30 protein-coding genes are annotated in these 23,233 nt (G+C 65.8%); 16 read left to right on the forward strand and 14 right to left on the reverse strand.

Going from position 1 to position 23,233, the window contains the following annotated elements; translation table 11 throughout:
• The first annotated feature begins 219 nt into the window (after positions 1–219).
• Positions 220–1,332 (forward strand): DNA replication/repair protein RecF, encoded by a 1,113-nt coding sequence (gene recF, locus L7H23_RS16805; RefSeq protein ID WP_237837011.1) that lies wholly within the window; start codon positions 220–222, stop codon positions 1,330–1,332.
• On the opposite strand, the gene L7H23_RS16810 is transcribed toward recF, so the two are convergent.
• The 3 genes from L7H23_RS16810 to L7H23_RS16820 all read right to left on the reverse strand — a co-directional run bounded on the left by L7H23_RS16810 (position 1,316) and on the right by L7H23_RS16820 (position 2,804).
• Positions 1,316–1,522 carry a hypothetical protein gene (locus L7H23_RS16810; RefSeq protein ID WP_237837012.1) on the reverse strand — a complete coding sequence of 69 codons (207 nt, stop codon included), beginning with the start codon at positions 1,520–1,522 and terminating at the stop codon, positions 1,316–1,318. The genes recF and L7H23_RS16810 overlap by 17 nt on opposite strands.
• Before the next feature lie 52 nt (positions 1,523–1,574).
• On the reverse strand, positions 1,575–2,270 hold the full coding sequence (locus L7H23_RS16815) for a hypothetical protein (RefSeq protein WP_237837013.1): 696 nt from the start codon (positions 2,268–2,270) through the stop codon (positions 1,575–1,577).
• 189 nt (positions 2,271–2,459) lie between these two features.
• Entirely contained in the window at positions 2,460–2,804 is a 345-nt protein-coding gene (locus L7H23_RS16820) for an arsenate reductase family protein (RefSeq protein WP_237837014.1), read from the reverse strand.
• 169 nt (positions 2,805–2,973) lie between these two features.
• Here L7H23_RS16820 and L7H23_RS16825 point away from each other — a divergent pair, with 169 nt between their 5' ends.
• Complete coding sequence (locus L7H23_RS16825; protein ID WP_237837015.1) at positions 2,974–3,762, forward strand: murein L,D-transpeptidase catalytic domain family protein; 789 nt, start codon at positions 2,974–2,976, stop codon at positions 3,760–3,762.
• A 110-nt stretch (positions 3,763–3,872) separates the two neighbouring features.
• Here L7H23_RS16825 and L7H23_RS16830 read toward each other — a convergent pair whose 3' ends face one another.
• The 4 genes from L7H23_RS16830 to L7H23_RS16845 all read right to left on the reverse strand — a co-directional run bounded on the left by L7H23_RS16830 (position 3,873) and on the right by L7H23_RS16845 (position 7,657).
• Complete coding sequence (locus tag L7H23_RS16830; RefSeq protein ID WP_237837016.1) at positions 3,873–5,219, reverse strand: L,D-transpeptidase family protein; 1,347 nt, start codon at positions 5,217–5,219, stop codon at positions 3,873–3,875.
• A 73-nt stretch (positions 5,220–5,292) separates the two neighbouring features.
• Positions 5,293–6,654 carry an acetyl-CoA carboxylase biotin carboxylase subunit gene (gene accC, locus L7H23_RS16835; RefSeq protein ID WP_237837017.1) on the reverse strand — a complete coding sequence of 454 codons (1,362 nt, stop codon included), beginning with the start codon at positions 6,652–6,654 and terminating at the stop codon, positions 5,293–5,295.
• A gap of 7 nt (positions 6,655–6,661) precedes the next feature.
• Entirely contained in the window at positions 6,662–7,147 is a 486-nt protein-coding gene (accB, locus tag L7H23_RS16840) for an acetyl-CoA carboxylase biotin carboxyl carrier protein (RefSeq protein ID WP_237837018.1), read from the reverse strand.
• Between the two features lie 69 nt (positions 7,148–7,216).
• A complete protein-coding gene (locus L7H23_RS16845) occupies positions 7,217–7,657 on the reverse strand; it encodes a type II 3-dehydroquinate dehydratase (protein ID WP_237837019.1) in 441 nt (146 codons plus the stop codon).
• 81 nt (positions 7,658–7,738) lie between these two features.
• On the opposite strand from L7H23_RS16845, the gene thiS reads away from it, so the two are divergent.
• Both thiS and L7H23_RS16855 read left to right on the forward strand, forming a co-directional pair.
• Complete coding sequence (gene thiS, locus L7H23_RS18585) at positions 7,739–7,942, forward strand: sulfur carrier protein ThiS (RefSeq protein WP_237837020.1); 204 nt, start codon at positions 7,739–7,741, stop codon at positions 7,940–7,942.
• Positions 7,939–8,709 (forward strand): bifunctional sulfur carrier protein/thiazole synthase protein, encoded by a 771-nt coding sequence (locus L7H23_RS16855; RefSeq protein WP_237837021.1) that lies wholly within the window; start codon positions 7,939–7,941, stop codon positions 8,707–8,709. The genes thiS and L7H23_RS16855 overlap by 4 nt, the downstream gene beginning before the upstream one ends.
• 46 nt (positions 8,710–8,755) lie before the next feature.
• Here L7H23_RS16855 and L7H23_RS16860 read toward each other — a convergent pair whose 3' ends face one another.
• The gene (locus tag L7H23_RS16860) at positions 8,756–10,147 is read right to left on the reverse strand and encodes a DUF1254 domain-containing protein (RefSeq protein WP_237837022.1); all 1,392 of its coding nucleotides are present in this window, start codon (positions 10,145–10,147) and stop codon (positions 8,756–8,758) included.
• Positions 10,148–10,278: 131 nt separating this feature from the next.
• Here L7H23_RS16860 and L7H23_RS16865 point away from each other — a divergent pair, with 131 nt between their 5' ends.
• Positions 10,279–10,998, forward strand: coding sequence for a Crp/Fnr family transcriptional regulator (locus L7H23_RS16865; protein WP_237837023.1), 720 nt, complete (start codon positions 10,279–10,281; stop codon positions 10,996–10,998).
• A gap of 122 nt (positions 10,999–11,120) precedes the next feature.
• Positions 11,121–11,303, forward strand: coding sequence for a CsbD family protein (locus tag L7H23_RS16870; protein WP_237837024.1), 183 nt, complete (start codon positions 11,121–11,123; stop codon positions 11,301–11,303).
• A gap of 77 nt (positions 11,304–11,380) precedes the next feature.
• Here the strand turns inward: L7H23_RS16870 and L7H23_RS16875 are convergent, their stop codons facing one another.
• From L7H23_RS16875 to L7H23_RS16890, 4 genes are all read right to left on the reverse strand, one after another.
• On the reverse strand, positions 11,381–12,127 hold the full coding sequence (locus L7H23_RS16875) for a hypothetical protein (RefSeq protein WP_237837025.1): 747 nt from the start codon (positions 12,125–12,127) through the stop codon (positions 11,381–11,383).
• 86 nt (positions 12,128–12,213) lie between these two features.
• Positions 12,214–12,660: a DUF1330 domain-containing protein gene (locus L7H23_RS16880; protein ID WP_237837026.1), complete on the reverse strand. Its 447-nt coding sequence runs from the start codon at positions 12,658–12,660 to the stop codon at positions 12,214–12,216.
• Entirely contained in the window at positions 12,657–13,208 is a 552-nt protein-coding gene (locus L7H23_RS16885) for a GNAT family N-acetyltransferase (protein WP_237837027.1), read from the reverse strand. The genes L7H23_RS16880 and L7H23_RS16885 overlap by 4 nt, the downstream gene beginning before the upstream one ends.
• A 184-nt stretch (positions 13,209–13,392) precedes the next feature.
• The gene (locus L7H23_RS16890; protein WP_237837028.1) at positions 13,393–13,791 is read right to left on the reverse strand and encodes a glycine zipper 2TM domain-containing protein; all 399 of its coding nucleotides are present in this window, start codon (positions 13,789–13,791) and stop codon (positions 13,393–13,395) included.
• A 180-nt stretch (positions 13,792–13,971) separates the two neighbouring features.
• Between L7H23_RS16890 and L7H23_RS16895 the strand changes: the two genes are divergently transcribed.
• Positions 13,972–14,193, forward strand: coding sequence for a hypothetical protein (locus L7H23_RS16895; protein WP_237837029.1), 222 nt, complete (start codon positions 13,972–13,974; stop codon positions 14,191–14,193).
• Between the two features lie 19 nt (positions 14,194–14,212).
• Positions 14,213–15,130, forward strand: a complete 918-nt coding sequence (rarD, locus tag L7H23_RS16900) for an EamA family transporter RarD (RefSeq protein ID WP_237837030.1) — start codon at positions 14,213–14,215, stop codon at positions 15,128–15,130.
• Here rarD and pyrC read toward each other — a convergent pair.
• On the reverse strand, positions 15,127–16,149 hold the full coding sequence (pyrC, locus tag L7H23_RS16905) for a dihydroorotase (RefSeq protein ID WP_237837031.1): 1,023 nt from the start codon (positions 16,147–16,149) through the stop codon (positions 15,127–15,129). The genes rarD and pyrC overlap by 4 nt on opposite strands.
• A gap of 57 nt (positions 16,150–16,206) precedes the next feature.
• Between pyrC and L7H23_RS16910 the strand changes: the two genes are divergently transcribed.
• Genes L7H23_RS16910 through L7H23_RS16930 form a run of 5 tightly spaced genes read left to right on the forward strand, consistent with a single transcriptional unit; the run spans position 16,207 to position 20,249 of the window.
• Positions 16,207–16,935, forward strand: a complete 729-nt coding sequence (locus L7H23_RS16910; RefSeq protein ID WP_237837032.1) for a folate-binding protein — start codon at positions 16,207–16,209, stop codon at positions 16,933–16,935.
• A 32-nt stretch (positions 16,936–16,967) separates the two neighbouring features.
• Positions 16,968–17,558, forward strand: coding sequence for a hypothetical protein (locus tag L7H23_RS16915; RefSeq protein ID WP_237837033.1), 591 nt, complete (start codon positions 16,968–16,970; stop codon positions 17,556–17,558).
• A gap of 34 nt (positions 17,559–17,592) precedes the next feature.
• The gene (locus L7H23_RS16920) at positions 17,593–18,138 is read left to right on the forward strand and encodes a retropepsin-like aspartic protease (protein ID WP_237837034.1); all 546 of its coding nucleotides are present in this window, start codon (positions 17,593–17,595) and stop codon (positions 18,136–18,138) included.
• 46 nt (positions 18,139–18,184) lie between these two features.
• Positions 18,185–18,850, forward strand: a complete 666-nt coding sequence (locus L7H23_RS16925; protein WP_275671212.1) for an MBL fold metallo-hydrolase — start codon at positions 18,185–18,187, stop codon at positions 18,848–18,850.
• Between the two features lie 58 nt (positions 18,851–18,908).
• Complete coding sequence (locus tag L7H23_RS16930; RefSeq protein WP_237837035.1) at positions 18,909–20,249, forward strand: sulfatase-like hydrolase/transferase; 1,341 nt, start codon at positions 18,909–18,911, stop codon at positions 20,247–20,249.
• 6 nt (positions 20,250–20,255) lie between these two features.
• Here L7H23_RS16930 and L7H23_RS16935 read toward each other — a convergent pair whose 3' ends face one another.
• On the reverse strand, positions 20,256–20,696 hold the full coding sequence (locus tag L7H23_RS16935) for an MAPEG family protein (protein ID WP_237837036.1): 441 nt from the start codon (positions 20,694–20,696) through the stop codon (positions 20,256–20,258).
• A gap of 315 nt (positions 20,697–21,011) precedes the next feature.
• Here L7H23_RS16935 and rpmF point away from each other — a divergent pair, with 315 nt between their 5' ends.
• The 3 genes from rpmF to L7H23_RS16950 are packed head-to-tail and all read left to right on the forward strand — an operon-like array spanning position 21,012 to position 23,207.
• Positions 21,012–21,188 carry a 50S ribosomal protein L32 gene (gene rpmF / locus L7H23_RS16940; RefSeq protein WP_053553947.1) on the forward strand — a complete coding sequence of 59 codons (177 nt, stop codon included), beginning with the start codon at positions 21,012–21,014 and terminating at the stop codon, positions 21,186–21,188.
• A gap of 22 nt (positions 21,189–21,210) precedes the next feature.
• Positions 21,211–22,245 (forward strand): phosphate acyltransferase PlsX, encoded by a 1,035-nt coding sequence (gene plsX, locus L7H23_RS16945; RefSeq protein ID WP_237837037.1) that lies wholly within the window; start codon positions 21,211–21,213, stop codon positions 22,243–22,245.
• A complete protein-coding gene (locus tag L7H23_RS16950) occupies positions 22,242–23,207 on the forward strand; it encodes a beta-ketoacyl-ACP synthase III (RefSeq protein WP_237837038.1) in 966 nt (321 codons plus the stop codon). Before plsX ends, L7H23_RS16950 begins: the two co-directional genes overlap by 4 nt.
• The last annotated feature ends 26 nt before the right edge of the window (positions 23,208–23,233 follow it).

Below are 23,233 nucleotides of genomic sequence, written 5' to 3' on the forward strand. Positions count from 1 at the left end.
TCCATCCGGACCATCCGGTGGATGCCCGATGTAATGCAGGACGCGTGCCAATTTCATTCATTGGCGGTTAACTGCCGTTTTTCGGATTCAGAAATTATATTTCAAAGCGGTTTTTGCGAGTGGATGGGGAAAAATACCGATTATGGGAAAATTTTCGTTCCGAAATCGGGCGCGGGCGGGGGTGGCATCGGTGCGGAGGCTGCGGTAGGCGAAAGGGAGATGACGCTCGCCCGCCTTTCGCTGACCGATTTTCGCAACCATGCGGGCGCGGACATGGCGGCCACCCCCGGCCTTGTGGCGCTGCACGGCGACAATGGCGCGGGCAAGACGAACATATTGGAGGCGATCTCGCTTCTCGCGCCCGGACGCGGGCTGCGACGCGCGGCGCTGTCCGACATGGTGCGCGACGGAGCGAGCGGGGGCTTTGCGATCTTTGCCGAGGTGCTGGCGGGCACCGGTCTGGCGCCGGTCGCGCTGGGAACGGGGATCGAGCCCGCGCATCCGGGACGGCGGATCGTGCGGATCAACGGCGCGTCGGCCGCGGCCGCATCGCTGGGCGAGTGGATCGCGGTGCTGTGGCTGACCCCGGCGATGGACCGGCTGTTCGTCGAGACCGCGGGAAACCGGCGGCGCTTTCTCGACCGGCTCGTCCTCGCGCTCGATCCGCGCCATGCGCAGCACAGCAACCGGTACGAAGCGGCGCTGAGGGCGCGCGGCAAGCTGCTGGCCGATCCGGCGAGCGCCGACCCGCAATGGCTGGCGAGCCTCGAGGCGCAACTCGCCGAGCATGGCGCGGCGATGGATGCGGCGCGGCAGGCGACGCTGGCGGCGCTGTCGGCCGAACTGGCGGGGCAGCCCGACGCACCCTTTGCGCGGCCGCTGCTGACGCTGGTCGACAGCGACGGCGCCCCGCGCGCAGCGCCCCATGACGCTGCGGCACTGAAGGCGCTGTTCGCGAGCCGCCGCCGGATCGACGCGGCGGCAGGCCGCGCGACCGCGGGCCCCCACCGCGACGACCTGAACGCCGTTCACGCCGCGACAGGCCGCTCGGCGGGGCGCTGTTCGACGGGCGAGCAGAAGGCGATGCTGCTGTCGCTCGTCCTCGCGCACAGCGACTGCGTCGCGCGGCTGCGCGGCGCGCGCCCGGTGCTGCTGCTCGACGAGGTCGCGGCACATCTCGACCCCTCGCGCCGTGCCGCGCTCTACGAGCGGCTGGCGGGGCAGGGCGGGCAGGCGTGGCTCACCGGGACCGAGGCGGCGCTGTTCGACGCGATGCCGGGGCCGGTGACGCGTTTTCACATTGCCGGCGGGCGGATCAGTCCTTCGGCTTGACCGTCACCCAGATGCTGACCGGAGCGGCGAATTTGCCCGGCGCGGGTTTGCCGACGTCGATGCGCTCGGCGGTGACGAGTTGGCCGGTCTCCAGCGTGAAGCTCGCCCAGGGTTTGGGCATGCGGCCGAAGCTCATCTTCTGAAGGGGCTGGCCGGTGGCGGTGTTCATGATCGTTGCGATGATTCCCATGCCGCGCGGGTAGCCACGGGGGAGCGATTCTGTCCAGAGCGAAGGTCGACGCTCAATCGACCCTTTCGTGCACCAGCACTATGAGCGATCCGATATGCACAGACGCAATCGTCAGGGGCGGCGGGACGTTCGGGCCGGATGCGTGGGGACTGGCAAGAATGCGCAATTCGCGGTCGCCAGACCTGATGGCGAAGCAATTATTCCCGGCAGTGGTCGCGTCGCTTTCCTCGCACCGATCAATGCTGTCGATTTCCCCCTCCTTCAGCATCCGCGCGAGGTCGCTGCAGCCGAGGGCTGTTTCCATCGGGAATTTTTCGCAGGTGAACGGAAAGGGCGGGGTGCCCGCGAGGATCGCATCCAGAGCTCGATGCGCGACGAAATAGCCGTCCGCGGCGATTTCTTCGCTCGGCGCACGAAAGAACTCATCCTTCCAAAGCGCGCCGCTGCACCGGGAGTCGTCGGGGTGATAGTCTTCGGCGAGCAGCTGATGATAGCCGGCATCGGGGCGTTGCGCGAAGCGATAGAAACGTTCGGCGCTGAAGCCGTTGGCCCTGACCGGCGTATCGGCATCGGGCTTTGCCATCTTCGGATGCGGTGTGAAGCTGACGGTCAATCGATCGACGACACATAGACCCGGGACGTAGGTGGCATGGGGCGGCGTCGTGAAGAACATGTCGGTCAGCACGCGGGTCGGCGGCTTTCGCCCTTCGAACCGCTCTTCTTCGAGAATTTCCGATAATTGCCGCATGACCCGGCGCTCGACGTCCCGGGACGGAAGCGACCGTGCTTCGGTCTTTGAAATCGTCGAAGGCTTTGCGGTCGCCGGGTTTGCGACAAGCCCCGCGACGCAACTGATCAGAAACGCAGCGAAAATGCGCATCCATTCCTCCCTCGCCGAACGGCAGAAGGATAGCTCAGCAATGAGGCATCGCAAAGATCAGAGAATCTCGCGCACCAGATCCTGCGGGCGGCAGTAGCGGACGCCCTTTTCGGTCTCGACGAAGGGGCGATCCACATAGGCGGGGTTCGCCACCATTGCGGCGACGATCGCGTCCTCGTCGGCTTCCTTCAGGCCGCGTTCCTCGGCATCGGTGCCGCGCAGGCGGAGCGCGTCGCGGGCGGTCAGGCCGGCGTCGCGGAAAAGCTGGCGGAGCTTGTCGGCGGTGTAGGGCGTCTTGAGATATTGTACGACCTCGACCTCGACGCCGGGGGTCTCTTCGAGAATCGCCAGCGTCTTGCGCGAGGTGCCGCAGGCGGGGTTGTGCCAGATGGTAGCCTTCATTCCGCCGCCCTAACGGGAGCTTACCGCAGCGTAAACCCGCTATTCATGGCATATATGGCACATCCTGCGGCATGAAGGGGAACCACCAGCTTGCCTTTCCCGGTCCGGACAACGACTTATGCAAAGTCGAGGGACCGCCAGAGGCGGCCATTGCGGGGTTGCTGTTTACGTGAATGAATTGATTGATCGGCGGAAGCTGCTGGCGGCAATGGCGGGCGCGGGTGCGCTGGCCGCGACGTCGGCGCGTGCCGCGCCCTTGTCCGACTGGATTGCCCAGACATCGCCGTCGGCATCGCTGCCGCCGCTGGCGCCGGTACCCGCGCCCGTGCAGGCGCCGGTCGACTATCTGGCCGTCGCGAAAAGGCAACTCGCACTTCAGTCGCGCAACATCCACCAGAGCGACCGCGTCGGCATCGTCGATTTCGGCCTGCCGTCATCGCGTCCACGCTTCGCGCTCGTCGACATGGTCGCGGGCAAGATCGAGATGTTCCCGGTGACGCATGGCCGCGGATCCGATCCGCAGCATGACGGCTGGCTCAAGCGTTTCTCGAACGCGCCGGGCTCGCTCGCTTCCTCGCGCGGGGCCTATCGCACCAGCGACTATTATTGGGGCTCGAACGGGTCTTCGATGCGCCTCGCGGGGCTGGAGCCCGACAACAACAACGCCGACATGCGCGCGATCGTGATCCACGGCGCCTGGTATGCCGATCCGTCGTTGATCGCGACGCAGGGCAAGCTGGGACGGAGCGAAGGCTGTTTCGTGTTCGGCGAAGAACTGCTGCCGATGGTGCTCTACAAGCTGGGGCCGGGCCGCCTGCTGTTCGCCGACAAGCTGAGCGTGCCGCCGCCGGTACCCCCGGCCGCGCCCTTCCAGATGCCCCCGAACGATCCGCTGCCGGGGAGCGAGAATCTGATCCGTACAAGTGCGGGTACGACGATCCCGAAGACCGCGGATTGATTCGATAGCCTGCCAGATGCTCCCCCGCGAAAGCCGGGGTCTATATCTCCACGCGATCTTCGATGGGCCCCGGCTTTCGCCGGGGAGCAGAAGTTGCGTGGTACGGGAACTTACTGTCCGCCAGTCGTGATCGGCGCGCCCACCGTCGGCACCACCGCCGGCGGGTTCGGCGAGATCATGACCGCGGCGTTGCGGCCGGGCTTGGCGAAGCTGGCCACCACGGGCGCGTCGCGGCCGTAGATGTCGGCCAGCTTGCTGACGCCCGTGCCCGCGGCGTTGGGGATGACCGTCCAGTAGGCGACATAGACGGGGAAGGGCTGTTCGAAGGTGAACTTCGTCGTCTTGCCGCTGGCGATCGCCTCGCCGAATTCCTCCGGGCTGCGACCGGCGAAATAGACCGCCATCAGGCCCGAGAAATGCAGCGCCTTGTCGGTGCGGATACAGCCATGGCTGAACGCACGCGCGGTCGACGCAAAGGCCCCCTTCGACGGGGTGTCGTGCAGGTAGATCGCGTGCGGGTTGAGCATCTCCATCTTCATCACGCCGAGCGCGTTGCCCGGGCCGGGCTGCTGGACCACCGAAAGCGTCTTGCCGCTGCCGGTCCAGGTATAGCCCTGCGCGCGCGCCGCAGCGGGGCGCGAGGCGATCGTGGCGCCGATACCCTCGGCGATGATGCTCTTCGGCAGCGTCCATGTCGGGTTGACGATGACGCCGGTCGCCATCGGGTTGAGCTGGGGCGTCGGCGTCGTCGGCTTGCCGACGACCGCCTTGTGCGTTGCGATGATCGTGCCGCCATGAACGACGCGGGTCAGATATTCGGGAACGTTGCTGACGACGTAGCGATCGCCGAGGTCGCGCGGCATCCAGCGCCAGCGCTCCATGTTCACGCGGATCGCATTGGCGTCGGCGGGCGTCTTCGCCGACTTGAGCGAGGCCTTCAGGACCGCGAAATTCTTGTGAACCGGATCGAGCCCGACCAGCGCCTGGGGAACCGTCCCCGACACCAGCGCCGCAGTAAGCAGCGGCACGAGAGGGGTCCTGTCGGCATCGCTGTCGGTCATGAACCACTGCTTGCGCGCGGCGTTCGGCGTGCGGCCGTCACGCATGTGCGTGGCGAGCAGCAGGAAGCTGTCGGTCGCGGTCTTGTCGAGCTGGATCTGGCTGCCGCTGTCGATCGCGGCCTGCAGACCGTCGGGATTATAATCCTTCGGGAACAGGCCCTCGTCGCCGACGGACTTGACGAAGGCGAGCAGCGCCTTTGCGTTCGCCACCGACCAGCTCGGCAGATTGGCCTCGCCGACGGTCTCGACGACCGGGGCGTCGTCCTTGACCTTGTCGGGCTGAAGGACGACCGAATCCTCCTTGACCGCCTGAGCGAAGGCGGGCGCTGCAAGCAGCGTCAGGGGGAGCAACAGCGCCGCAGTCGGGCGCAGCGAAAGGAGAGACTTTTTGACCATGACGAAGGCCATAGCCAAAAACTCTCCCTAGTTAAAGTGAGCTAGCGCACACTCTACCGCTTGTGGGCGAAGGTCAGGCCGCGCCGTCCTCGTCCTGCCGCGCAAGCCATTCTTCCAGCCACTTGATCGTATAGTCGCCGTGGATGACGTCGGGATCGGCGAGCAGCGCCTGATGGAGCGGGATGTTCGTCTTGACGCCGCCGATCACCATTTCCTCGAGCGCGCGGCGCATCCGCATCATGCAGCTTTCGCGGCTGCGGCCATAGACGATCAGCTTGCCGATCATGCTGTCGTAATAGGGCGGGATCGAATAGCCGGCATAGAGCCCGCTATCGACGCGGACATGCATGCCGCCTGCCGCGTGATAGTTCGTCACCTTGCCCGGCGAGGGCAGGAAGGTGCGCGGATCCTCGGCATTGATGCGGCATTCCATCGAATGGCCGCGGAATTCGAGGTCTTCCTGTTTGACCGACAGCCCCGCGCCGCCGGCGATACGAATCTGTTCACGGACGAGGTCGAAGCCGGTGATCATCTCGGTCACCGGATGCTCGACCTGGATGCGCGTGTTCATCTCGATGAAGAAGAACTCGCCATTTTCCCACAGGAACTCGATCGTGCCGGCGCCGCGATAGCCCATTTCGGCCATCGCGTCGGCGCAGACCTTGCCCATGCGCGCGCGTTCCTCGGCCGAGATGATCGGCGAGGGGGCTTCCTCGAGCACTTTCTGGTGGCGGCGCTGGAGCGAGCAGTCGCGCTCGCCGAGATGGATGGCATTGCCCTGACCGTCGCCGAACACCTGGAATTCGATGTGGCGCGGGTTGCCGAGATATTTTTCCATATAAACGGTCGGATCGCCGAAGGCGGCGGCCGCTTCGGACGAAGCCTGACCCATCAGGCTTTCGAGGCTGTCCTCGTCGGGAACGACCTTCATGCCGCGCCCGCCGCCGCCCGACGCGGCCTTGATCAGGACAGGGTAGCCGATTTCCTGCGCGAGTTTCTTGGTTTCCTCGCTGAAGGTCACCGCGCCGGGCGAGCCCGGAACGACGGGGAGGCCCAGCTTCACCGCAGTGCGCTTCGCCTCGACCTTGTCGCCCATGGTGCGAATATGTTCGGGCTTCGGCCCGACGAAGATCATGTCGTGCGCTTCGATGATCTCGGCGAAGCGCTCGTTCTCCGACAGAAAGCCATAGCCCGGGTGGATCGCGTCGGCGCCGGTGATTTCGGCGGCCGAGATGATCGCGGGGATGTTGAGATAGCTGTCCTTCGCGGCCGGCGGCCCGATGCACACGGCTTCGTCGGCAAGGCGGACGTGCATCGCATCGGTGTCGGCGGTCGAGTGGACCGCGACGGTCTTGATGCCCATTTCGTGACACGCGCGGTGGATGCGCAGCGCAATCTCGCCGCGGTTGGCGATCAGGAGCTTTTCAATGGCCATTGTGGCTTCAGCCGATGGTGAACAGCGGCTGGTCGAATTCGACCGGCTGGCTGTTCTCGACATACACGGCCTTCAGCGTGCCCGCCGTGGGTGCGACGATCGGGTTCATGACCTTCATCGCCTCGATGATCAGGATCGTGTCGCCGGCCTTCACGGCCGAGCCGGCGGTCGCGAAATTGGGTGCGCCGGGTTCGGGCGACAGATAGACGGTGCCGACCATTGGCGATTTCACCGCGTCGGCGAAGCTGTCGGCGGCGGGGGCGGCGGGCGCCGCTGCGGCGGGCGCGGCCGGTGCGGCGACGGGCACCGCGACAGGTGCGGGCGCATAAGCGACGGGCGTCGCGGCGGCGGCCGTTACCTTGCGTGCGACGCGAACCTTGCGGTCGCCGTCCTCGACTTCGATCTCGGTAAGGCTGGTGTCGTCGAGCAGCTCTGCGAGCGCGCGGACATAAGCCGGATCGATATTGATGCCATCGTCTTTATGGTCACCCATGAGAATTTTCCTGTTGTTGCGGCGTTGCGGTTCCAACGCCCGGACCCCGTTTTTTGATGCGCCCTCTTGTCAGAGACGGGCGGCGGCGTCCAGCGCCAGCGTATAGCTGTTCGCACCATGGCCTGCAAAATGCGCTACGGCGGCCATGCCGACATAGCTGATGTGACGGAATTGCTCGCGCTGCATCGGGTCCGACAGATGAACCTCGATCACCGGCACCTTGATCGACTTGATCGCGTCGTGGATCGCGATCGAGGTGTGGGTATAGCCGCCCGCGTTGAGCAGCACTGCCTTGGCGCCCGCGACATAGGCCTCGTGCAGCCAGTCGATCAGCGTGCCTTCGTGGTTCGTCTGGCGGCATTCGAGGCTGAGGCCGAGTTCGGCCGCCTGCGCCTCCAGCCGCGCGTGAATGTCGTTCAGCGTGTCGTGCCCGTAAATCTCCGGCTCGCGCGTTCCGAGCAGGTTGAGGTTGGGCCCACTCAGGACGTAGACGACAGGCTTATCGGTCAATGCGCGGTCTTTCGGTTGCGGCGAAATGCGCTCCCCCTATATGGGCTGCTCGGCAAAAGGCAAAGCGAGGCGGATTCCGGCGTGATCTCGGTCATTCTCAACGGCGAACCCCGGCAGGTGCGCGAAGGCAGCATCGCCGATCTCGTCGCGTCGCTCGGCCTCGACGTCAAGAAGGTCGCGGTCGAGCGCAATCGCGAAATCGTGCCGCGCTCGACGCTGGCCGACGTCGCGCTCGCCGAAGGCGATGCGCTGGAAATCGTTCATTTCGTAGGAGGCGGGTGTTGACCGACAGTTGGAGTGTTGCCGGGCGGAATTTCACGTCGCGGCTGATCGTCGGCACCGGCAAATACAAGGATTTCGAACAGAATGCCGCGGCGGTCGAGGCATCGGGGGCGGAAATCGTCACCGTCGCGGTGCGCCGCGTCAATGTGTCGGACCCGACCGCGCCGATGCTGACCGACTTTATCGATCCGAAGAAGATCACCTATCTGCCGAATACCGCGGGCTGCTTCAATGCCGACGACGCGATCCGGACGCTACGGCTGGCGCGCGAGGCCGGGGGCTGGGATCTGGTGAAGCTGGAAGTGCTCGGCGAGGCGAAGACGCTCTATCCCAACATGCGCGAGACGCTGGAAGCGACCGAGGTGCTCGCGAAAGAGGGCTTTCTCCCGATGGTCTATTGCGTCGACGATCCGATCGCGGCGAAGCAGCTCGAGGATGCGGGCGCGGTGGCGATCATGCCGCTGGGCGCACCGATCGGGTCGGGGCTGGGCATCCAGAACCGCGTGACGATCCGCCTGATCGTCGAGGGTGCCTCGGTGCCCGTGCTCGTCGATGCGGGCGTCGGGACGGCGAGCGATGCCGCGGTCGCGATGGAACTCGGCTGTGACGGCGTGCTGATGAACACCGCGATCGCCGAGGCGAAAGACCCCATTCGCATGGCGCGGGCGATGAAGCTGGCGGTCGAGGCGGGGCGCGATGCCTATCTGGCGGGTCGCATGGGGCTGCGCAAATATGCCGATCCGTCGAGCCCGCTTGCAGGGTTGATCTAGTATCTTATCGTCAGCCCGGCTTTCGCCGGGATGACGATAATGGGATTTACGGTACCCGCTTCACCGGTGGCACCAGCCAGCTTCCGTCGGTCGCGCGGCGCTGCGGGAGATACAGCCGCAGGTTCATCGTGAACGGGCCGGCGGGGGCGGGGAGCCAGTTGGCTTCCTTGTCGGCGCCCGGCGAGGCGTTCTGGATGTAGAGGTCGAGCGAGCCGTCGGGGTTGAAGGCCAGCTTGTTGCGGTCGCCGATCGCGAAGCGATTGATCGGGTTCGCGACGAAGAACTGGTCGGCGCCATACATGGTCAGCGACCAGAAGGCATCGGCGGGCGGAATCTGGTCCTTTTCGAAGTGCAGGACATAGTTCGAAGCGCCGTTGAGCGGCTTGCCGTCGCTGTCGACGGGCGCCATCGGATAGATGGCTTCCTCGGGCGGCAGCGCACCAAGGCCGGCGAAGCCGATGAAGGCGCGTTGCAGATAGTCGTTGCCATAGACGCCGATATTGGCGCCCATCGAGCCCCAGCCGTTGCGGGTGAGGGGGATCGCCTTGCGGCGGTTCACGATGCGCGGATAGGCTTCGGCGGCGGCGCGGGCGAGGCCGCGCTGGACGGCGGGATCGGCCTTCGACAGGTCGAAGCTCTGCCCCGGCACGATGCCGAGGCGTTCCATCCGCAGCACGATCGAATTGTCGCTGGCGTGCGGCGGGTTGCGTTTCATCAGTTCGGCAAAGGTGGCGAAAAAGGCCTGCGGTGCCATTTGCGCGACCTGATCGACCGGCGGGGTCTTCATGTCGACCGACAGGTCCGCCTGCGGCGCCGCGAACACCGGGCTGGGCTTGCCCCATCCGGACAACGGCATCGCCCACAGCCCCTTCTGGAGCGCGTGGACATGGTCATAGTCGGCGGGCCCGTTCGTCTGGATGCGGCCGATGATCCAGCCCATTTCGGTCGGGCTGCGCACCATCCGCATCCCGTCGGGCAGCTTGCCCTGCCAGTGCGGGCCGACGATCGCGACGGTGCCGCCTTCATTGCCCGTCGTCCGGGTGCCGAGCGTTGCGAAGACATCGGTCCACATGTCCATCAACGGGATGACATGATAGCGGCCCTGCGTGTTCGGCAGCTTCAGGATCAGCGGTTCCTTGCCGACGTCGAACCACAGCGAGGAATAGAGCGTGTCGGCGTTGGGCCGCACGACATCCTTGAACGTCGCGTCGGGGTAGGATTGCATGTTCGCGAACCGGTTGACCGGCGCGCGGAGGCGGCCGGGAACGCCGGCGTTGGTCGATACCCGCCGCGTCGTTTCCATCAGGACCAGCGGATAGGCATAGGTATAGGCCTCGATGCCGATCGCATAGGCTTCGTCTTCGGTGACCGGGGCGGCGGTGGCCGGGCCGGCCACAAAGGCGGCGACCATCGCAAAAAGGGCAAGCAGGCTCTTCATCGCATGCGACTCCTGAAAAGGGGACTGCGGCGCGTTAGATGGAGCGCCGCCGCCAGTCTGTCATCCGGCCGACAATCTCTTGGGAATTTTCCCGGGTACGCGTAAGGCCGGAAACGGGAGGAGCGGCGGTTATGGCGACACGGCCCGGGGCATGGTCGCAGGGCGAGCGGCAGGAGATACTGCGCCGCTGTCCGCTCTTTGCAGGCTGGCCCGATGCGCCGATAGCCGACCTCGCGGCCATAGCGCGCGCAGAGCACTATCCGCGCGGCGCCGAAATCTATGCGCAAGACCCCGAAAAACGCGAGGCCTTCGTCATTGCGTCGGGCGGGGTCGAGGTCAGCCGCGGATCCGCGGCAGGCAAGAAATTCGTCCTGAGCGTGCAGGGGCCGCCCGAAATCCTCGCGATCGTCCGCCTGCTCGCCGCGCCGCCGATCCATTATGTGTATAGCGCCTATGAGGACAGCGTGCTGCTGCACCTGCCGTGCGACGGTCTGACCGCGATCCTCGACGCCCACCCGATCCTGTGGCGCGACGTCGCCTTGTTGATGTGTGCGCGGCACGGCGACAGCCTGCGCCAGCTCAACGACCAGAAGCTCGGCTCGCTCGATCAGCGGATGGCCGCGACGCTCGCCGACCTTGCGCGCCTTCACGGTGTCGCCGGCGCGGCTGGGACCGAGCTTGGCCTCCGCCTGCCGCAGGAGCAATTGGGGGCGATGCTGGGGGTGACGCGGCAGAGCGTCAACAAGCTGCTGCGCGGCTTCGAGGAGGCAGGAGTGATCGCGGTCGATTACAATCGCATCACGATCCGCGATCCGGCCGCGCTGGACAGGATCGCGGCGCGGCACGACTGATCCTCGATCGGATTGTCCTTTCCCCTGAACGGTTTGCCTTGCGGGGCAGGAACGTTGGCGCTCTTCCGTCCGTTTCTCCTGCACGAGGCTGCTCCCCCGCCTCGATAGCAAGGAGAACCCCTGTGGGTGAACTGAAAGACAAAGCCAAAGGCCTCGCCAACGAAGCCGCCGGCAATGCGAAGCAGGCGATCGGCAAGGCGACCGACAACGAACGCCTGCGCGTCGAAGGCGAAGCGCAGGAACGCAAGGGCGAAGCCCAGAACCTGAAGGGCAAGGTCGAAGGCGCGCTCGGCAACAAGATCTGACGCGTTTCGTCGCGCATGAAAAAGGCCCCGGGGTTCCCTCTCCCCGGGGCCTTTTTCACTGTGTTCGTTGTGAGGGTTTATTTGCCTCCGGAAGCCACCAGGTCGACGTCGGTCATCCCGCCGTCGCGGCGCAGCATCACGACAAAGGCGAGATCGCCTTTCGTGCCGCCGAGCATATGCTCGTCGCCCTTGACGCGGTGATCGCTGGTATAGCCGGCGCGGATTGCCATCGTGTGGTAATAGTCGAGTACCGCCTGCATCGAGGCTGCAGTCTGGAAATTCACGACGCGGATGTTGCACTTGCCGCCGGCGACGCCCGCGGCCTCGCGCAGCGTCGCGCGCGGATAGACCTTGAACGCGGCCGGCAGGCGATCGGCCCAGGCATTGCCATAGGTCAGCTTGGCGTCGCAGCTGCCTTTTTGCTGGTCGCGGGCGAGCGCGCCGATCGTGACCGGACGCTTGCCGCAATTGCCGTCGCAATTTTCCTCGAAGGGCAGGGCTTTCGGCGCGGCGAGCAGCTTGCCCGCAGCCTGCGCGGCAGCGGCTTCGGCCGCGGTCGCCGCCTTGCCGCCGGCAACGCCCGGAACGCCGCCGTCGACCGGCTTGTTCCCCGGCCCCACGGCATTCTTGTTCGCCTGACCCGTCAGTTTCGGGTCGACCATGATCTTGTCCTCGAGCGCGCCCTTGACCGCCGGATCGGCATTGGTCAGGCCGTCGTCGAGCGGCGCGAGATCGGCCTTGGCGTCAGGATTATCGCGGCAGCCCGCAAGCGGCGCGGTCGCAATCAGCAAACCGGCAACCAGCCATTTTCCCCGCACGATCATAGCTAACACTCCCTTAATATCGCCCCCGGAATGCCCGATCCTGGTTAAAAAGGCCCAAATAAAATGCGTTAACGGGTAAGACTTTGTTAGCCGAAAACTGTGCCGGAGCGAGACGGAATCAGCCCGGGCGCCGTGCGGATGAGCCGCGAGGTCTCGACGGCGGCCTGCCGGTGGACCACCGCCTGGCGATAGACGGGGTCGGTCACCATCTCCATGAACGCGCCGCTGTTTGGATATTCGGCGACGAACATCGCGTCCCATTTTTCGCCATCGGGGCCGATGACCATTGCCTCCATCGACCCGCGCCAGACGATGCTGCCACCGACGCGCTGGAAGACGGCGCCGCTGTCGGTGCCGTAATTGGCATAGGCTTCGGCGCCGCTGAGACCGGCGCCCGCGAGCGGGTGATCGGCGGGATAGGTCGCCTTGTCCTTGAAGCGGACGAGGTTGAGCATGTGGATCTTCGTGTCGCGGGGCAGCGCCTTGAAGGCGTCGAATTGAGTGCGTTCGGGGTCTATGTGATGATCGCTCACGGCAGGAACTCCTTGCGTTTTATCCGCCACTGGTCGGCGGTCTGGCGCCAAGCGTCGACGGGTGCATCCTGAAACGGCGCGGGCAGGCGGGTCGGGCCGCTGTTCGTTGCACCCAGCCGCTGCGCGAGCGCCTGCGAACGCGTGTTGTCCGGATCGATGCAATGGAGAAAGTCGGGCCATTTCAGGAATTCGACCGCAAAATCGCAGGCTGCCACCGCGCCTTCGAAGGCATAGCCCTTGCCCGCGAACTTCGCCCGGACGCCATAGGCAATCTCGTGCCCCGGCCAGCCGTCGGGTTCCCACGGCCCGAGGCGGCCGACCCATTCGCCGGTGTCGCGCTCGATCACCGAGAACATCGAATAGCCGCGGATGTGCCAGGCTCCGGCGAGCGTACACCACAGCCGCCATGCCGAGGCGCGCGGGCAGGCGCCGCCGATAAAGCGCATCGTCTCTTCCTCGGCGCACATTGCGGCGAAGCCATCGAAATCTTCGGCGGCGGGCGGGCGCAGGATCAGCCGTTCGGTGACGAGCAGGGGGCCGTTCAACATATTCTCTCTCCCGCAGCGGTTGGCCGATGCTTCTGCGGGAACCGGCGCGGCGGGGCAAGCCGGATATGGTTGAGGGCGCCGACCTTCCGGTCGGCGCCCTCGCCATCACATGGTGCAGGTGGAGGGGTCTCGAACCCACACCTGCGACGGTTTTCTGTCGCTTAGCGGCAGCGGTACTTGTCCCTTAGCGGCAGCGGTACTTGTCCTTATCGATCTCGCGGCCGAGCAGCGCACCGCCGGCGGCGCCGAGCACCGTGCCGAGCAGCTTGTCGCCGTTGCCCGCGATCTCGTGACCGGCAAGGCCGCCGACAGCGCCGCCGATCAGCAGGCCGGTGGTGCCATTATCCTTCTTGCAGCGATAACGGCCGTCGTTGCCGCGCCAGATCCGCGTGTTCGAATTCACGCGCTGGTCGCGCGAGGCGTAATAGCGGCGATCCTTCTTGCGATAGAAATTCGCATCGGTGTCGGCCTTGCTGTAGCCCTGCGCGGGAGCGGCGGTCGACAGGCCCGCATAGGCCGGGGCGGTGCCGACGACGCTTGCCGCGACGAACATGCCCATCAGGCCTTTGGTGAGAATACGCATCTTTTTATCCTTTCCTGGTATCGGCACCTCATCCCTTCCGGGACCGGGCGCTTCGAACGGGAAAACGAGCCGGGTAGCCGACCCGTTGCATGAACCTCGGGCAACAAGACGAAGCGAGCGTATCCGTCGACGAACCGAAAGGCCCTTGAAGGGTGGGCGCGGCCATGCGACATAGGGCGCATGCTCAACATCACCTCGATCGTCATCGGCATTATCGCACTGATTCTGGCCGTTTTCGCGTTCATCCCGCTGCTTGGCTGGGCGAACTGGGTGATCATTCCGTTCGCCGTCGTGGGGCTCGCGCTCGGCGCAATGTCCGACCGCACCGCGGGACGGAACCTCAATATCGTCGTCATCGTCATCGGCGTCGTCCGCCTGATGCTCGGCGGCGGCATCATCTGATCCGGAACGGCGTACCGCCATGGCGACGACACCGGCCCCCGCGGGGAGCCATCAGGGCGGGCTGCCCTATGCCCTCGCGGCCTATGGCATCTGGGGCTTCGTCCCGCTGTTCTTCAAGCTGCTGACGAGCGTCCCGCCGGCCGAGGTGCTGGCGCAGCGCATCGTCTGGTCGCTGCCGCTGTGCTTCGTGATCATGGCGTTCCGGCGGCAGATCGGCGACTATCTGATCGCGCTCAAGGACTGGAAGACGTTGCGGCTGCTGCTCGCGAGCTCGGTGCTGATCGCGGTCAACTGGCTCGTCTATATCTACGCCATCTTCAGCGACCATGTGCTCGCCGCGAGCCTCGGCTATTATCTCAATCCGCTGGTCAATGTGATGCTGGGGATGGTCTTCCTCGGCGAGCGGCTGTCGCGGTTGCAACTGGTCGCGGTGGTGATCGCCGGGATCGGCGTCGCAATCCTGCTCGCGGGCGCGCTCGACACGCTGTGGATCAGCCTGACGCTCGCACTGAGCTTCGGCACCTATGGCCTTATCCGCAAGATCGTGCCGGTGGGCTCGCTGCCGGGGCTGGCGATCGAGACGACGGTGCTGCTGGTGCCGGCGCTTGTCGCGGCGGGCTATTATCTCTGGATCGGCGACGGGCGCGGTTTCGGGGCGGAGACTTCGATCAGCCTGTTGCTGATGGCGGGCGGCGTGGTGACCGCGGTGCCGCTGCTGCTGTTTGCGACGGCGGCGCGCAGGATGAGCTACGCTGCGCTCGGCTTCGTGCAATATCTGGCGCCGAGCATTGCGTTCATCCTCAGCCTGTTCGTGTTCCACGAACCGCTGAAGCCCGCGCAGCTGATCTGTTTCCTGCTCATATGGGCGAGCATCGCGGTGTTCAGTTTCGACATGTGGCGCAAGATGCGCGCCGACCGGATGATCGAAGTCGCTTAAATAAGCCGCCAGCCGAGCGTTTCGCCGGCATGGAAGGGGACGACTTCGCCGATTGTGCCGGGCACCGCCGTTTCGCCGCGCTCGAGCGTGATCGTACCGCCGTTGAGCGGCAGGCCGTAGAAGTTCGGGCCATGCTCGCTGGCGAAGCCTTCGAACTTGTCGAGCGCACCTTCCTCGTCGAACACCGCGATATAGGATTCGAGCGCATAGGGGGCGTTGAAGATGCCTGCGCAGCCGCAGGCGGCTTCCTTGGTGTGCACGGCGTGCGGCGCGCTGTCGGTGCCGAGGAAGAATTTGGGCGAGCCCGACACCGCGGCGGCGCGCACCGCGAGCCGGTGCTGCTCGCGCTTCGCGACGGGCAGGCAATAGGCGTGCGGGCGGATGCCGCCGACGAGCATCGCGTTACGATTGATGTGGAGATGCTGCGGCGTGATCGTCGCGCCGACATTGGCGGGCGCGCTCGTCACGAAATCGACCGCTTCGGACGTGGTGATATGTTCGAAGACGATCTTCAGCTGCGGCAGCTTTTTGACCAGCGGTGCGAGCGTGCGGTCGATGAACACCGCCTCGCGGTCGAAGATGTCGACGTCATGGTCGGTGACTTCGCCGTGGATGAGCAGCGGCATGCCGATTTCGGCCATGCGTTCCAGCACGGGCATGATGTTCGCGATATCGGTGACGCCGTGCGCGCTGCCGGTCGTGGCGTGCGCCGGATAGAGCTTGGCTGCGGTGAAAACGCCTTCGGCGTGGCCGCGGGCCATCTGGTCGGCGTCGCTGTGATCGGTGAGATAGGCGACGATCAGCGGCGTGAAGTCGAGCCCGGCGGGGACCGCCGCGCGGATGCGGTCGCGGTACGCCGCGCCTTCCTCGGCGGTCGTCACCGGCGGCGACAGGTTCGGCATGATGATCGCGCGGGCGAACTGGCGCGCGGTGTAGCGCGCGACATGATCGAGCATCGCGCCGTCGCGAAGGTGAACGTGCCAGTCGTCGGGGCGGCGGATCGTCAGGCGGTCGGTCATCGGGAGACTCGTCACTAAGTGGCTTGGTTTTGGCTGGGGCGTCCCTAGATTATCGGCATGGCCAATACCACCCTGAACGACCGCGCGCTCATCCGTCTCTCGGGCGAGGATGTCCGCGGCTTCCTGCAAGGGCTCGTCACCAACGACGTGTCGGGCAATCTGCCGGTGTGGGCGGCGCTGCTGACCCCGCAGGGGAAGGTGCTGTTCGATTTCCTGATCTGGGGCGACGAGGAAGACGTCCTGATCGACTGCGAGGCCGAAGCCGCCGAAGCGTTGGCGAAGCGACTAACCCTCTATCGCCTGCGCCGGGCGATCACGATCGGGCGCGAAGACGGACTCGCCGTGCATTGGGCGAGCGAAGGCGACCTTGGCGTCGTCGATCCGCGGCTCGCCGATCTCGGCCAGCGCTGGCTCGCGCCCGCCGATGAGGGCGAGGGCGCCGATGCCGGGTGGAAGGCGCACCGGCTGTCGCTGGGCGTCACCGAAGGCCGCGCCGAACTCGGCGACGGGACGACGCTCTGGCTCGAGTGCAACGCCGCCGAGCTCAACGGGGTCAGCTTTTCAAAAGGCTGTTACGTCGGGCAGGAGAATACTGCGCGGATGAACTGGCGGCAAAAGGTCAACCGGCGGCTCGTCGTCGTCCCGATCGCCGATGCGGACGAAAAGCGGCAGGTCGTCGCATGGCCCGACCTCGGCTGGTCGGTCGAGCATCGCCGTGCCGAGGCAATCGATCCGGCGGCCGCTCCCGCCTGGATGCGCGAAGCGCTCACCTCCCCCGGTTCATGACAGATGCAGGCAGGCATGATAGTCTGCCGGCCATGCGCGCTCTGTTGACCTTGTCGGCGCTTGCCGCCGTCTTCGCCTCGCCGGCGCTTGCCGCCGAAACCCCGCTGGTTCCCGTCGCACCGGAAGAGGCGTCAGCGCCTGCGCCGTTAGCGCCGCTTGCTCCGGATTCCCCGTGGACGGAACGGTTTGCGGCTGCGGCCGATGAATTGCTGCCCGCGCTTCGTTCGGGCGATGAAAGCCGCTGGGCGCCGCTGCTGGGCGGTCAATGGCTCGCGGTGTCCGAGCGCGAGCGCGTCCGGGCCCTGTTGAACGACCGGCACAGCCCGTTCCGCCATGCGCTGTTTGCAAGGGGGTTTACCCATCGCAGGATCCTGGGTTGGGCGCCGGCAACGCTGACCGCCGAAGAGCAGGCGGCGATCGCGGCGCGGCCGGAGGCGGAGGCCATCGTCTGCTGGTCCTCGTCCGGCGACAGCCAGTGGCCGGCGACCGCCGTCGAGGCCGACAATGCGCCCGGGCGGCCCTATGCATGTGCGCGGATCACCTACAGCATCCGGGGTGACGCGCCGACATGGCGGGCGTTCATCGAGCAGTCGCCGGGTGATCGCGACATTCCGCGCACTTAACCATTCCCCAACCACCCGCCGCTAGAATGTGCCCATGCTGGGGCGGATCATCACGATGTGCGCGATCATCGCGGCGGGTTCGATCGCGGTAGGGAGCATGGCCACGCGCGACGCCGGGTCGTCGCGCGCGCCCGCTGCGGACGACAGCAACGCCAACTGGACGACGCAGCCGCGAACGCATGGCAGCGCTCAGGCCCCTGCAACGCGCTCGTCATCGGGCGAAGTGCGGCTCGGCCGTTCCGGGGATTCGCATTTCTATGCCGATACCGAGGTGAACGGCACGAGCATCCGCATGATGGTCGACAGCGGGGCGTCGATCATCGCGCTGACGCGCCGCGATGCCGAAGCCATCGGGATCGATGTCGACCGCCTGCCGGTCGCGGGAACCGCGAAGACGGCGGGGGGCGACGTGCCGATGCGCGTCGTCATGCTCGACAGTGTCGACGTCGACGGTATCGAGGTCCGCCACGTCGAAGCGGCGGTGGTTGACGCCGACATGGGCGTCTCGCTGCTCGGGCAGAGCTATCTGTCCAAACTCGACGCTGTGAATGTCGAAGGCGACACGATGACGCTGCGCTGAGCGCCGCACTTGCCAAATCCGGCCGCTTTGCCCACATGCGATGGCCATGAACGCTCCCAATCCTCCGCTGAAGGCCGCGATCGTGCCGGTCACCGCCTTCCAGCAGAATTGCACCCTGCTGTGGTGTACCGAGACCAACAAGGCGGCGCTCGTCGATCCCGGCGGCGACCTGCCGAAGCTGCGCGAGGCGATCCGCCAGACGGGGGTCGAGGTCGAGAAGATCCTCGTCACCCACGGCCATATGGATCATTGCGGGCTGGCGGGTGTGTTCGCCAAGGAACTCGGCGTGCCGCTCGAAGGGCCGCACGAGGACGACCGTTTCTGGATTGAGGGCCTCGCGACGGCGGGCGAACGCTTCGGGATGGAGGGTGAGCCCTTCGAGCCCGACCGCTGGCTGGTCGACGGCGACAAGGTGACCGTCGGCAATCTGGAAATCGACGTCATCCATTGCCCCGGGCACACGCCCGGCCATGTCGTCTTCTATCACGGTCCTTCGAAGCTCGCGATCGTCGGCGACGTGCTGTTCCAGGGATCGATCGGGCGCACCGATTTCCCGCGCGGCAATCACCAGCAACTGCTCGATTCGATCACGCAGAAGCTGTGGCCGCTGGGCGGCGACACGATCTTTCTGCCGGGACATGGCGCGCACAGCAGCTTCGCGCAGGAACGGCGTACCAATCCCTATGTCGGCGACGCGGCGATCGGATCCTGACCGGACCCGGGCCTCGCCTCTTTACCCGATACTAACCATGATCGCCTAATGCCGCCCGATGCGGCAGGGGACGATCGAGCGGATGAAGGCGTGGCTGGAGCGCGCGATACCCTGGCGGTGGGCGCTCTACTGGCTGTTCATCCCGAACCTGATCGTGATCCTGATGTGGCCGATCGGCGGCCCGTCGATGGGCAATCTCCTGCAGCTTTTCGGCTTTTCGGCCCTGCTCGTATCGCAGTTGCCGTGGACGCGCGTGAAGCAGCTCCTGCTGCTCCTCATGATGGGCGCGGTCTCCGCCTTTTACGTCACCAAGACCTTCAATCTGCCGATCTGGGCGATCGGCTATCTGCCGTCATTCGCCAGCGAGGTGCAGCCCTGGCGTGCGCCGCTCTATGTCGCCGGCGCCATCGTTTTTGCGGGCGTCGTCCTGTTCAGCTTGCGCCGGGCGCCGCAGGTGCAGCGCTTTCCCTCGCTGCTGCCGATGCTTGTGGCGCTGGGGATGGTGTTCGGGTTCAGCATGATGGACGGCCTCGCGACGGCGTCGACCCGCGGCAGCTATCATTCGGCTCCCGAACCGGGGCAGCCCTTCCACGCCGCCTCGCATGTGGTCGGTCTGGCGAAGCCCGGTGCCGAACGGCACCATCTGGTGATCATATTGGTCGAGGCGCTCGGGCGTCCGACCGCGGGAACCGAAAAGGCGCTCTATGCCGCCGACTGGGACCGGCCGCGCTGGCGTGACCGTTATGACGTCTCGCACGGCAAGGTCCCCTATTACGGGTCGACGACCAGCGCCGAACTCCGCGAGCTATGCGGGGTCTGGGGTCTCTATATGGATTTCGATTTCGCGAAGGCCGACTGCCTGCCCGAACATTACCGGCGTGCGGGGTACGAGACGACCGCGATGCACAGCTTTACCGGCAGTTTCTTCAACCGCACGGCATGGTATCCGAAGCTCCATTTCGACCGGGTCGAGTTCGAGCGCGACCTTGAGCGCGATGGCGCGCGCCCCTGTGGCGGGATGTTCCCCGGCGCGTGCGACAAGGATGTTCCGGCGCTGATCGGCCGTCGCCTCGCTGCCGCCGACAGGCCGCAGATGATCTATTGGCTGACGCTCAACACCCATGCGCCGGTGGTCGAGGACGCGAAGCTCGGCACGGCCGGATGCCACATCGGCCCGCAGGTCTGGCGGGAGGAGAACCCCGGGCTCTGCCGGATGTTCTCGCTCCACCATCAGCTTGCCGACGCGATCGACGCGATGGCGATGGACCCGAACCTGCCGCCTACCGACATTCTGGTCGTCGGCGACCATATGCCGCCGGTCCTCGACCGCGAGACGCGGCTGCGCTTCGACGGCAGCCACGTGCCCTGGCTGTTCCTGCGCGCCCGGTCCGGGAAATAGCCGGAATTATTTCGGCGCAGCGACCTCGGTCGCGGTAACCGCAGTGGTCGAGAAGCTGACCGGCGTCGCGTAGACGACAAACAGCGCGAAAACGGCAAGGCCGAGCTGCGTCAGCATTGTGATGATCGTGCCGGCCATGCGGCCCCACGCCATGCCGTCCATGCCGAGCGCGTGCAGGATGCGGCCGACCAGATAGAGCGCGCCGACGCCCCACAGCCAGATCGACCATCCGACGCCAAGCTCGACGAGCGCGAGCAGGATCAGCACGAAGGCGGTGTTCTCGACGAAATTGCTGTGCGCGCGCATCCGCCGCGTCACCGCTTCGCTTCCGCCGTCGCCGATGAAAACCTTTTCCTTGGTCCTTACGCGTCCGACGCGAACGCTGAGCCAGAGATTGAGCAGCGCCGCCCCCGCGGCGATTGTCAGGCTGATCGGCAAGATAATCATGTGGCTTCCCCCCTGTCGTTGGCCGGTGTTCCGGCGGTGACGAGGGTGTGGCATTGCGGGCCGGGCAGGGCAAGTGGCGCGGTGGCACATCCTTTCCCCCTCGGGGGTTGCCTTTGCGGGCAAAAACGCTATAGCCGCGCCCGATCCGGCACCCGACACCAACTGGCGTTGAGGCACCCTCCGGCGGACAGTTTCCCGTTCTTTTTCAGGCGGAAACAAGCATCGCGCGGCGGGCGGGCCAGTCATTTCCGGCAACGGAAGCGACATGTCCGGGTTCGCCGATTCGTATAAACATTTAAGAATGCAGGATATAAAATGGCCGTTCCCAAGCGAAAAACCTCGCCCTCGAAGCGCGGCATGCGTCGTAGCCACGACAGCCTGAAGGTCGAAGCCTTCCAGGAATGCCCGAACTGCGGCGAGCTGAAGCGCCCGCACAACCTGTGCAACGCCTGTGGCCACTACAACGGCCGCGAAGTGGTGGCTGGCGCCTAAGCCCTAGCCGGAGAGCGTTCGGATGAGCCTCACACCGCGAATCGCGATCGATGCGATGGGCGGTGACGTCGGCGTGCGCATGATGCTCGCCGGCGCCGCTATGGCGCGTCACAAGCACGACGGTCTCCGTTTCCTGCTCGTCGGCGACGAGGGGCAGATCAAGGCTGCGCTCGAAAACCACCCGAACCTGCGCGCCGCGTCGGACATCATCCATACCGATGGCGTGGTGACAGGCGAGGACAAGCCCAGCCAGGCGATCCGCAAGGCAAAGAGCACCTCGATGGGGCTCGCGATCGATGCGGTGAAGCGCGGCGATGCCGGCGGTGCCGTCTCGGCGGGTAACACCGGTGCGCTTATGGCGATGGCGAAGCTCGCGCTGCGCACGATGCCGGGGATCGACCGGCCGGCGCTCGCCGCGTTGCTGCCGACGCTCGGCGACAATGACGTCGTCATGCTCGACCTTGGCGCCAATACCGATTGCGACGCGAACAATCTGGTGCAGTTTGCGGTGATGGGCGCCGCCTATGCGCGCACCGCGATGGGGCTGGAAAAGCCGCGCGTCGCCCTGCTCAATATCGGTACCGAGGAATTGAAAGGCACCGACGAGATCCGTGACGCCGCGGCGCTGCTTCGCGAGGCGAAGGGGCTGCCGATGCAGTTCACCGGATTTATCGAGGGTGACAAGCTCTCGCGCGGCGACGTCGACGTGATCGTCCACGACGGCTTTTCGGGCAACATCGCGCTGAAGACGATCGAGGGAACGGCGCGTTTCGTGACCGACCTGCTGCGCCGCGCCTTTACCAGTTCGGTGCGCTCGAAGATCGGCTTCCTGATCTCGCGCCCCGCGACCGAGCTGCTGCGGCATCATCTCGACCCCAACAATCACAATGGCGCCGTGTTCCTCGGCCTCAACGGCGTGGTGCTCAAGAGCCATGGCAGCGCGGATGCAAAGGGGGTCGCGAACTGCGTCCACCTGTGCGCCGAGCTCATCGAAAAGGACATTACGCGTCAGGTGACCGAGGATCTCGCCAATTTCCGCGGCGGCGCCGCGGCATGACCCTGCGCGCGATTCTGGCCGGTACCGGCTCGGCGCTGCCCCGCACCCGCGTTTCGAACGCCGAGCTTGCCGAGCGCGTCGACACCAGCGACGACTGGATCGTCGAGCGTACCGGGATCCGCTTTCGCCATATCGCCGAACCCGACGAGACGACCGCGACGCTGGGTGCCGCCGCGGCGCAGGAAGCGCTGAAGGCCGCAGGCCTCGAAGCCTCCGACATCGGCCTGATCATCGTCGCAACCGCGACCCCCGACAACACCTTTCCGGCGAGCGCCACGAAGGTGCAGGCGATCCTCGGCGCGCCCGACTGCGTCGCCTTCGACGTCGCGGCGGTGTGTTCGGGCTTTCTCTATGCGGTGTCGGTCGCCGACTCGATGCTGCGTACGGGCGCTGCAAAGCATGCGCTCGTCATCGGCAGCGAGACCTTCAGCCGTATTCTCGACTGGGAAGACCGCACGACCTGCGTCCTGTTCGGCGACGGGGCAGGAGCTGTGGTGCTGTCGGCCGAAGAGGTCGCGGACGATCGCGGGATTCTCGCGACGCGGCTCCATGCCGAGGGCAAATATTGTGACATGCTCTATGTCGATGGCGGCCCCTCGACGACCGGGACCGTCGGGTATGTCCGCATGCAGGGGCGCGAAGTGTTCCGCCATGCCGTCACCAACCTTGCGAGCGTGCTCGGCGAGGTGATGGAAGATGTCGGGCTGAAGGCCGAGGACATCGACTGGGTGGTTCCGCACCAGGCGAACAAGCGGATCATCGATGCGACCGCCAAAAAGCTGGGTTTGCCGGCAGAGCGTGTCGTCCTGACGGTCGATCAGCACGCCAATACGTCCGCCGCATCGGTGCCGCTCGCGCTCGATCTCGCAGTCCGCGACGGACGCATCAAGCGCGGCGATCTGGTCGTGCTAGAGGCGATGGGCGGGGGCTTTACCTGGGGCGCGGCGGTCCTTCGCATCTGACCGGTTGGGGCGTGAGAACGCGTCCC

It is taken from the genome of Sphingopyxis sp. BSN-002 (genome assembly GCF_022024275.1).
In the GTDB taxonomy this organism is placed as follows: Bacteria; Pseudomonadota; Alphaproteobacteria; order Sphingomonadales; family Sphingomonadaceae; genus Sphingopyxis.

Excerpts from the sequence above, each read along its gene's own strand:
- recF (WP_237837011.1), top strand. The coding sequence starts at position 220 with ATGACGCTCGCCCGCCTTTCGCTGACCGATTTTCGCAACCATGCGGGC.
- L7H23_RS16810 (WP_237837012.1), bottom strand. The coding sequence starts at position 1,522 with ATGGGAATCATCGCAACGATCATGAACACCGCCACCGGCCAGCCCCTT.
- L7H23_RS16815 (WP_237837013.1), bottom strand. The coding sequence starts at position 2,270 with ATGCGGCAATTATCGGAAATTCTCGAAGAAGAGCGGTTCGAAGGGCGA.
- L7H23_RS16820 (WP_237837014.1), bottom strand. The coding sequence starts at position 2,804 with ATGAAGGCTACCATCTGGCACAACCCCGCCTGCGGCACCTCGCGCAAG.
- L7H23_RS16830 (WP_237837016.1), bottom strand. The coding sequence starts at position 5,219 with ATGGTCAAAAAGTCTCTCCTTTCGCTGCGCCCGACTGCGGCGCTGTTG.
- accC (WP_237837017.1), bottom strand. The coding sequence starts at position 6,654 with ATGGCCATTGAAAAGCTCCTGATCGCCAACCGCGGCGAGATTGCGCTG.
- accB (WP_237837018.1), bottom strand. The coding sequence starts at position 7,147 with ATGGGTGACCATAAAGACGATGGCATCAATATCGATCCGGCTTATGTC.
- L7H23_RS16860 (WP_237837022.1), bottom strand. The coding sequence starts at position 10,147 with ATGAAGAGCCTGCTTGCCCTTTTTGCGATGGTCGCCGCCTTTGTGGCC.
- L7H23_RS16865 (WP_237837023.1), top strand. The coding sequence starts at position 10,279 with ATGGCGACACGGCCCGGGGCATGGTCGCAGGGCGAGCGGCAGGAGATA.
- L7H23_RS16875 (WP_237837025.1), bottom strand. The coding sequence starts at position 12,127 with ATGATCGTGCGGGGAAAATGGCTGGTTGCCGGTTTGCTGATTGCGACC.
- L7H23_RS16885 (WP_237837027.1), bottom strand. The coding sequence starts at position 13,208 with ATGTTGAACGGCCCCCTGCTCGTCACCGAACGGCTGATCCTGCGCCCG.
- L7H23_RS16890 (WP_237837028.1), bottom strand. The coding sequence starts at position 13,791 with ATGCGTATTCTCACCAAAGGCCTGATGGGCATGTTCGTCGCGGCAAGC.
- L7H23_RS16895 (WP_237837029.1), top strand. The coding sequence starts at position 13,972 with ATGCTCAACATCACCTCGATCGTCATCGGCATTATCGCACTGATTCTG.
- rarD (WP_237837030.1), top strand. The coding sequence starts at position 14,213 with ATGGCGACGACACCGGCCCCCGCGGGGAGCCATCAGGGCGGGCTGCCC.
- pyrC (WP_237837031.1), bottom strand. The coding sequence starts at position 16,149 with ATGACCGACCGCCTGACGATCCGCCGCCCCGACGACTGGCACGTTCAC.
- L7H23_RS16910 (WP_237837032.1), top strand. The coding sequence starts at position 16,207 with ATGGCCAATACCACCCTGAACGACCGCGCGCTCATCCGTCTCTCGGGC.
- L7H23_RS16915 (WP_237837033.1), top strand. The coding sequence starts at position 16,968 with ATGCGCGCTCTGTTGACCTTGTCGGCGCTTGCCGCCGTCTTCGCCTCG.
- L7H23_RS16920 (WP_237837034.1), top strand. The coding sequence starts at position 17,593 with ATGCTGGGGCGGATCATCACGATGTGCGCGATCATCGCGGCGGGTTCG.
- L7H23_RS16925 (WP_275671212.1), top strand. The coding sequence starts at position 18,185 with ATGAACGCTCCCAATCCTCCGCTGAAGGCCGCGATCGTGCCGGTCACC.
- L7H23_RS16930 (WP_237837035.1), top strand. The coding sequence starts at position 18,909 with ATGCGGCAGGGGACGATCGAGCGGATGAAGGCGTGGCTGGAGCGCGCG.
- L7H23_RS16935 (WP_237837036.1), bottom strand. The coding sequence starts at position 20,696 with ATGATTATCTTGCCGATCAGCCTGACAATCGCCGCGGGGGCGGCGCTG.
- rpmF (WP_053553947.1), top strand. The coding sequence starts at position 21,012 with ATGGCCGTTCCCAAGCGAAAAACCTCGCCCTCGAAGCGCGGCATGCGT.
- plsX (WP_237837037.1), top strand. The coding sequence starts at position 21,211 with ATGAGCCTCACACCGCGAATCGCGATCGATGCGATGGGCGGTGACGTC.
- L7H23_RS16950 (WP_237837038.1), top strand. The coding sequence starts at position 22,242 with ATGACCCTGCGCGCGATTCTGGCCGGTACCGGCTCGGCGCTGCCCCGC.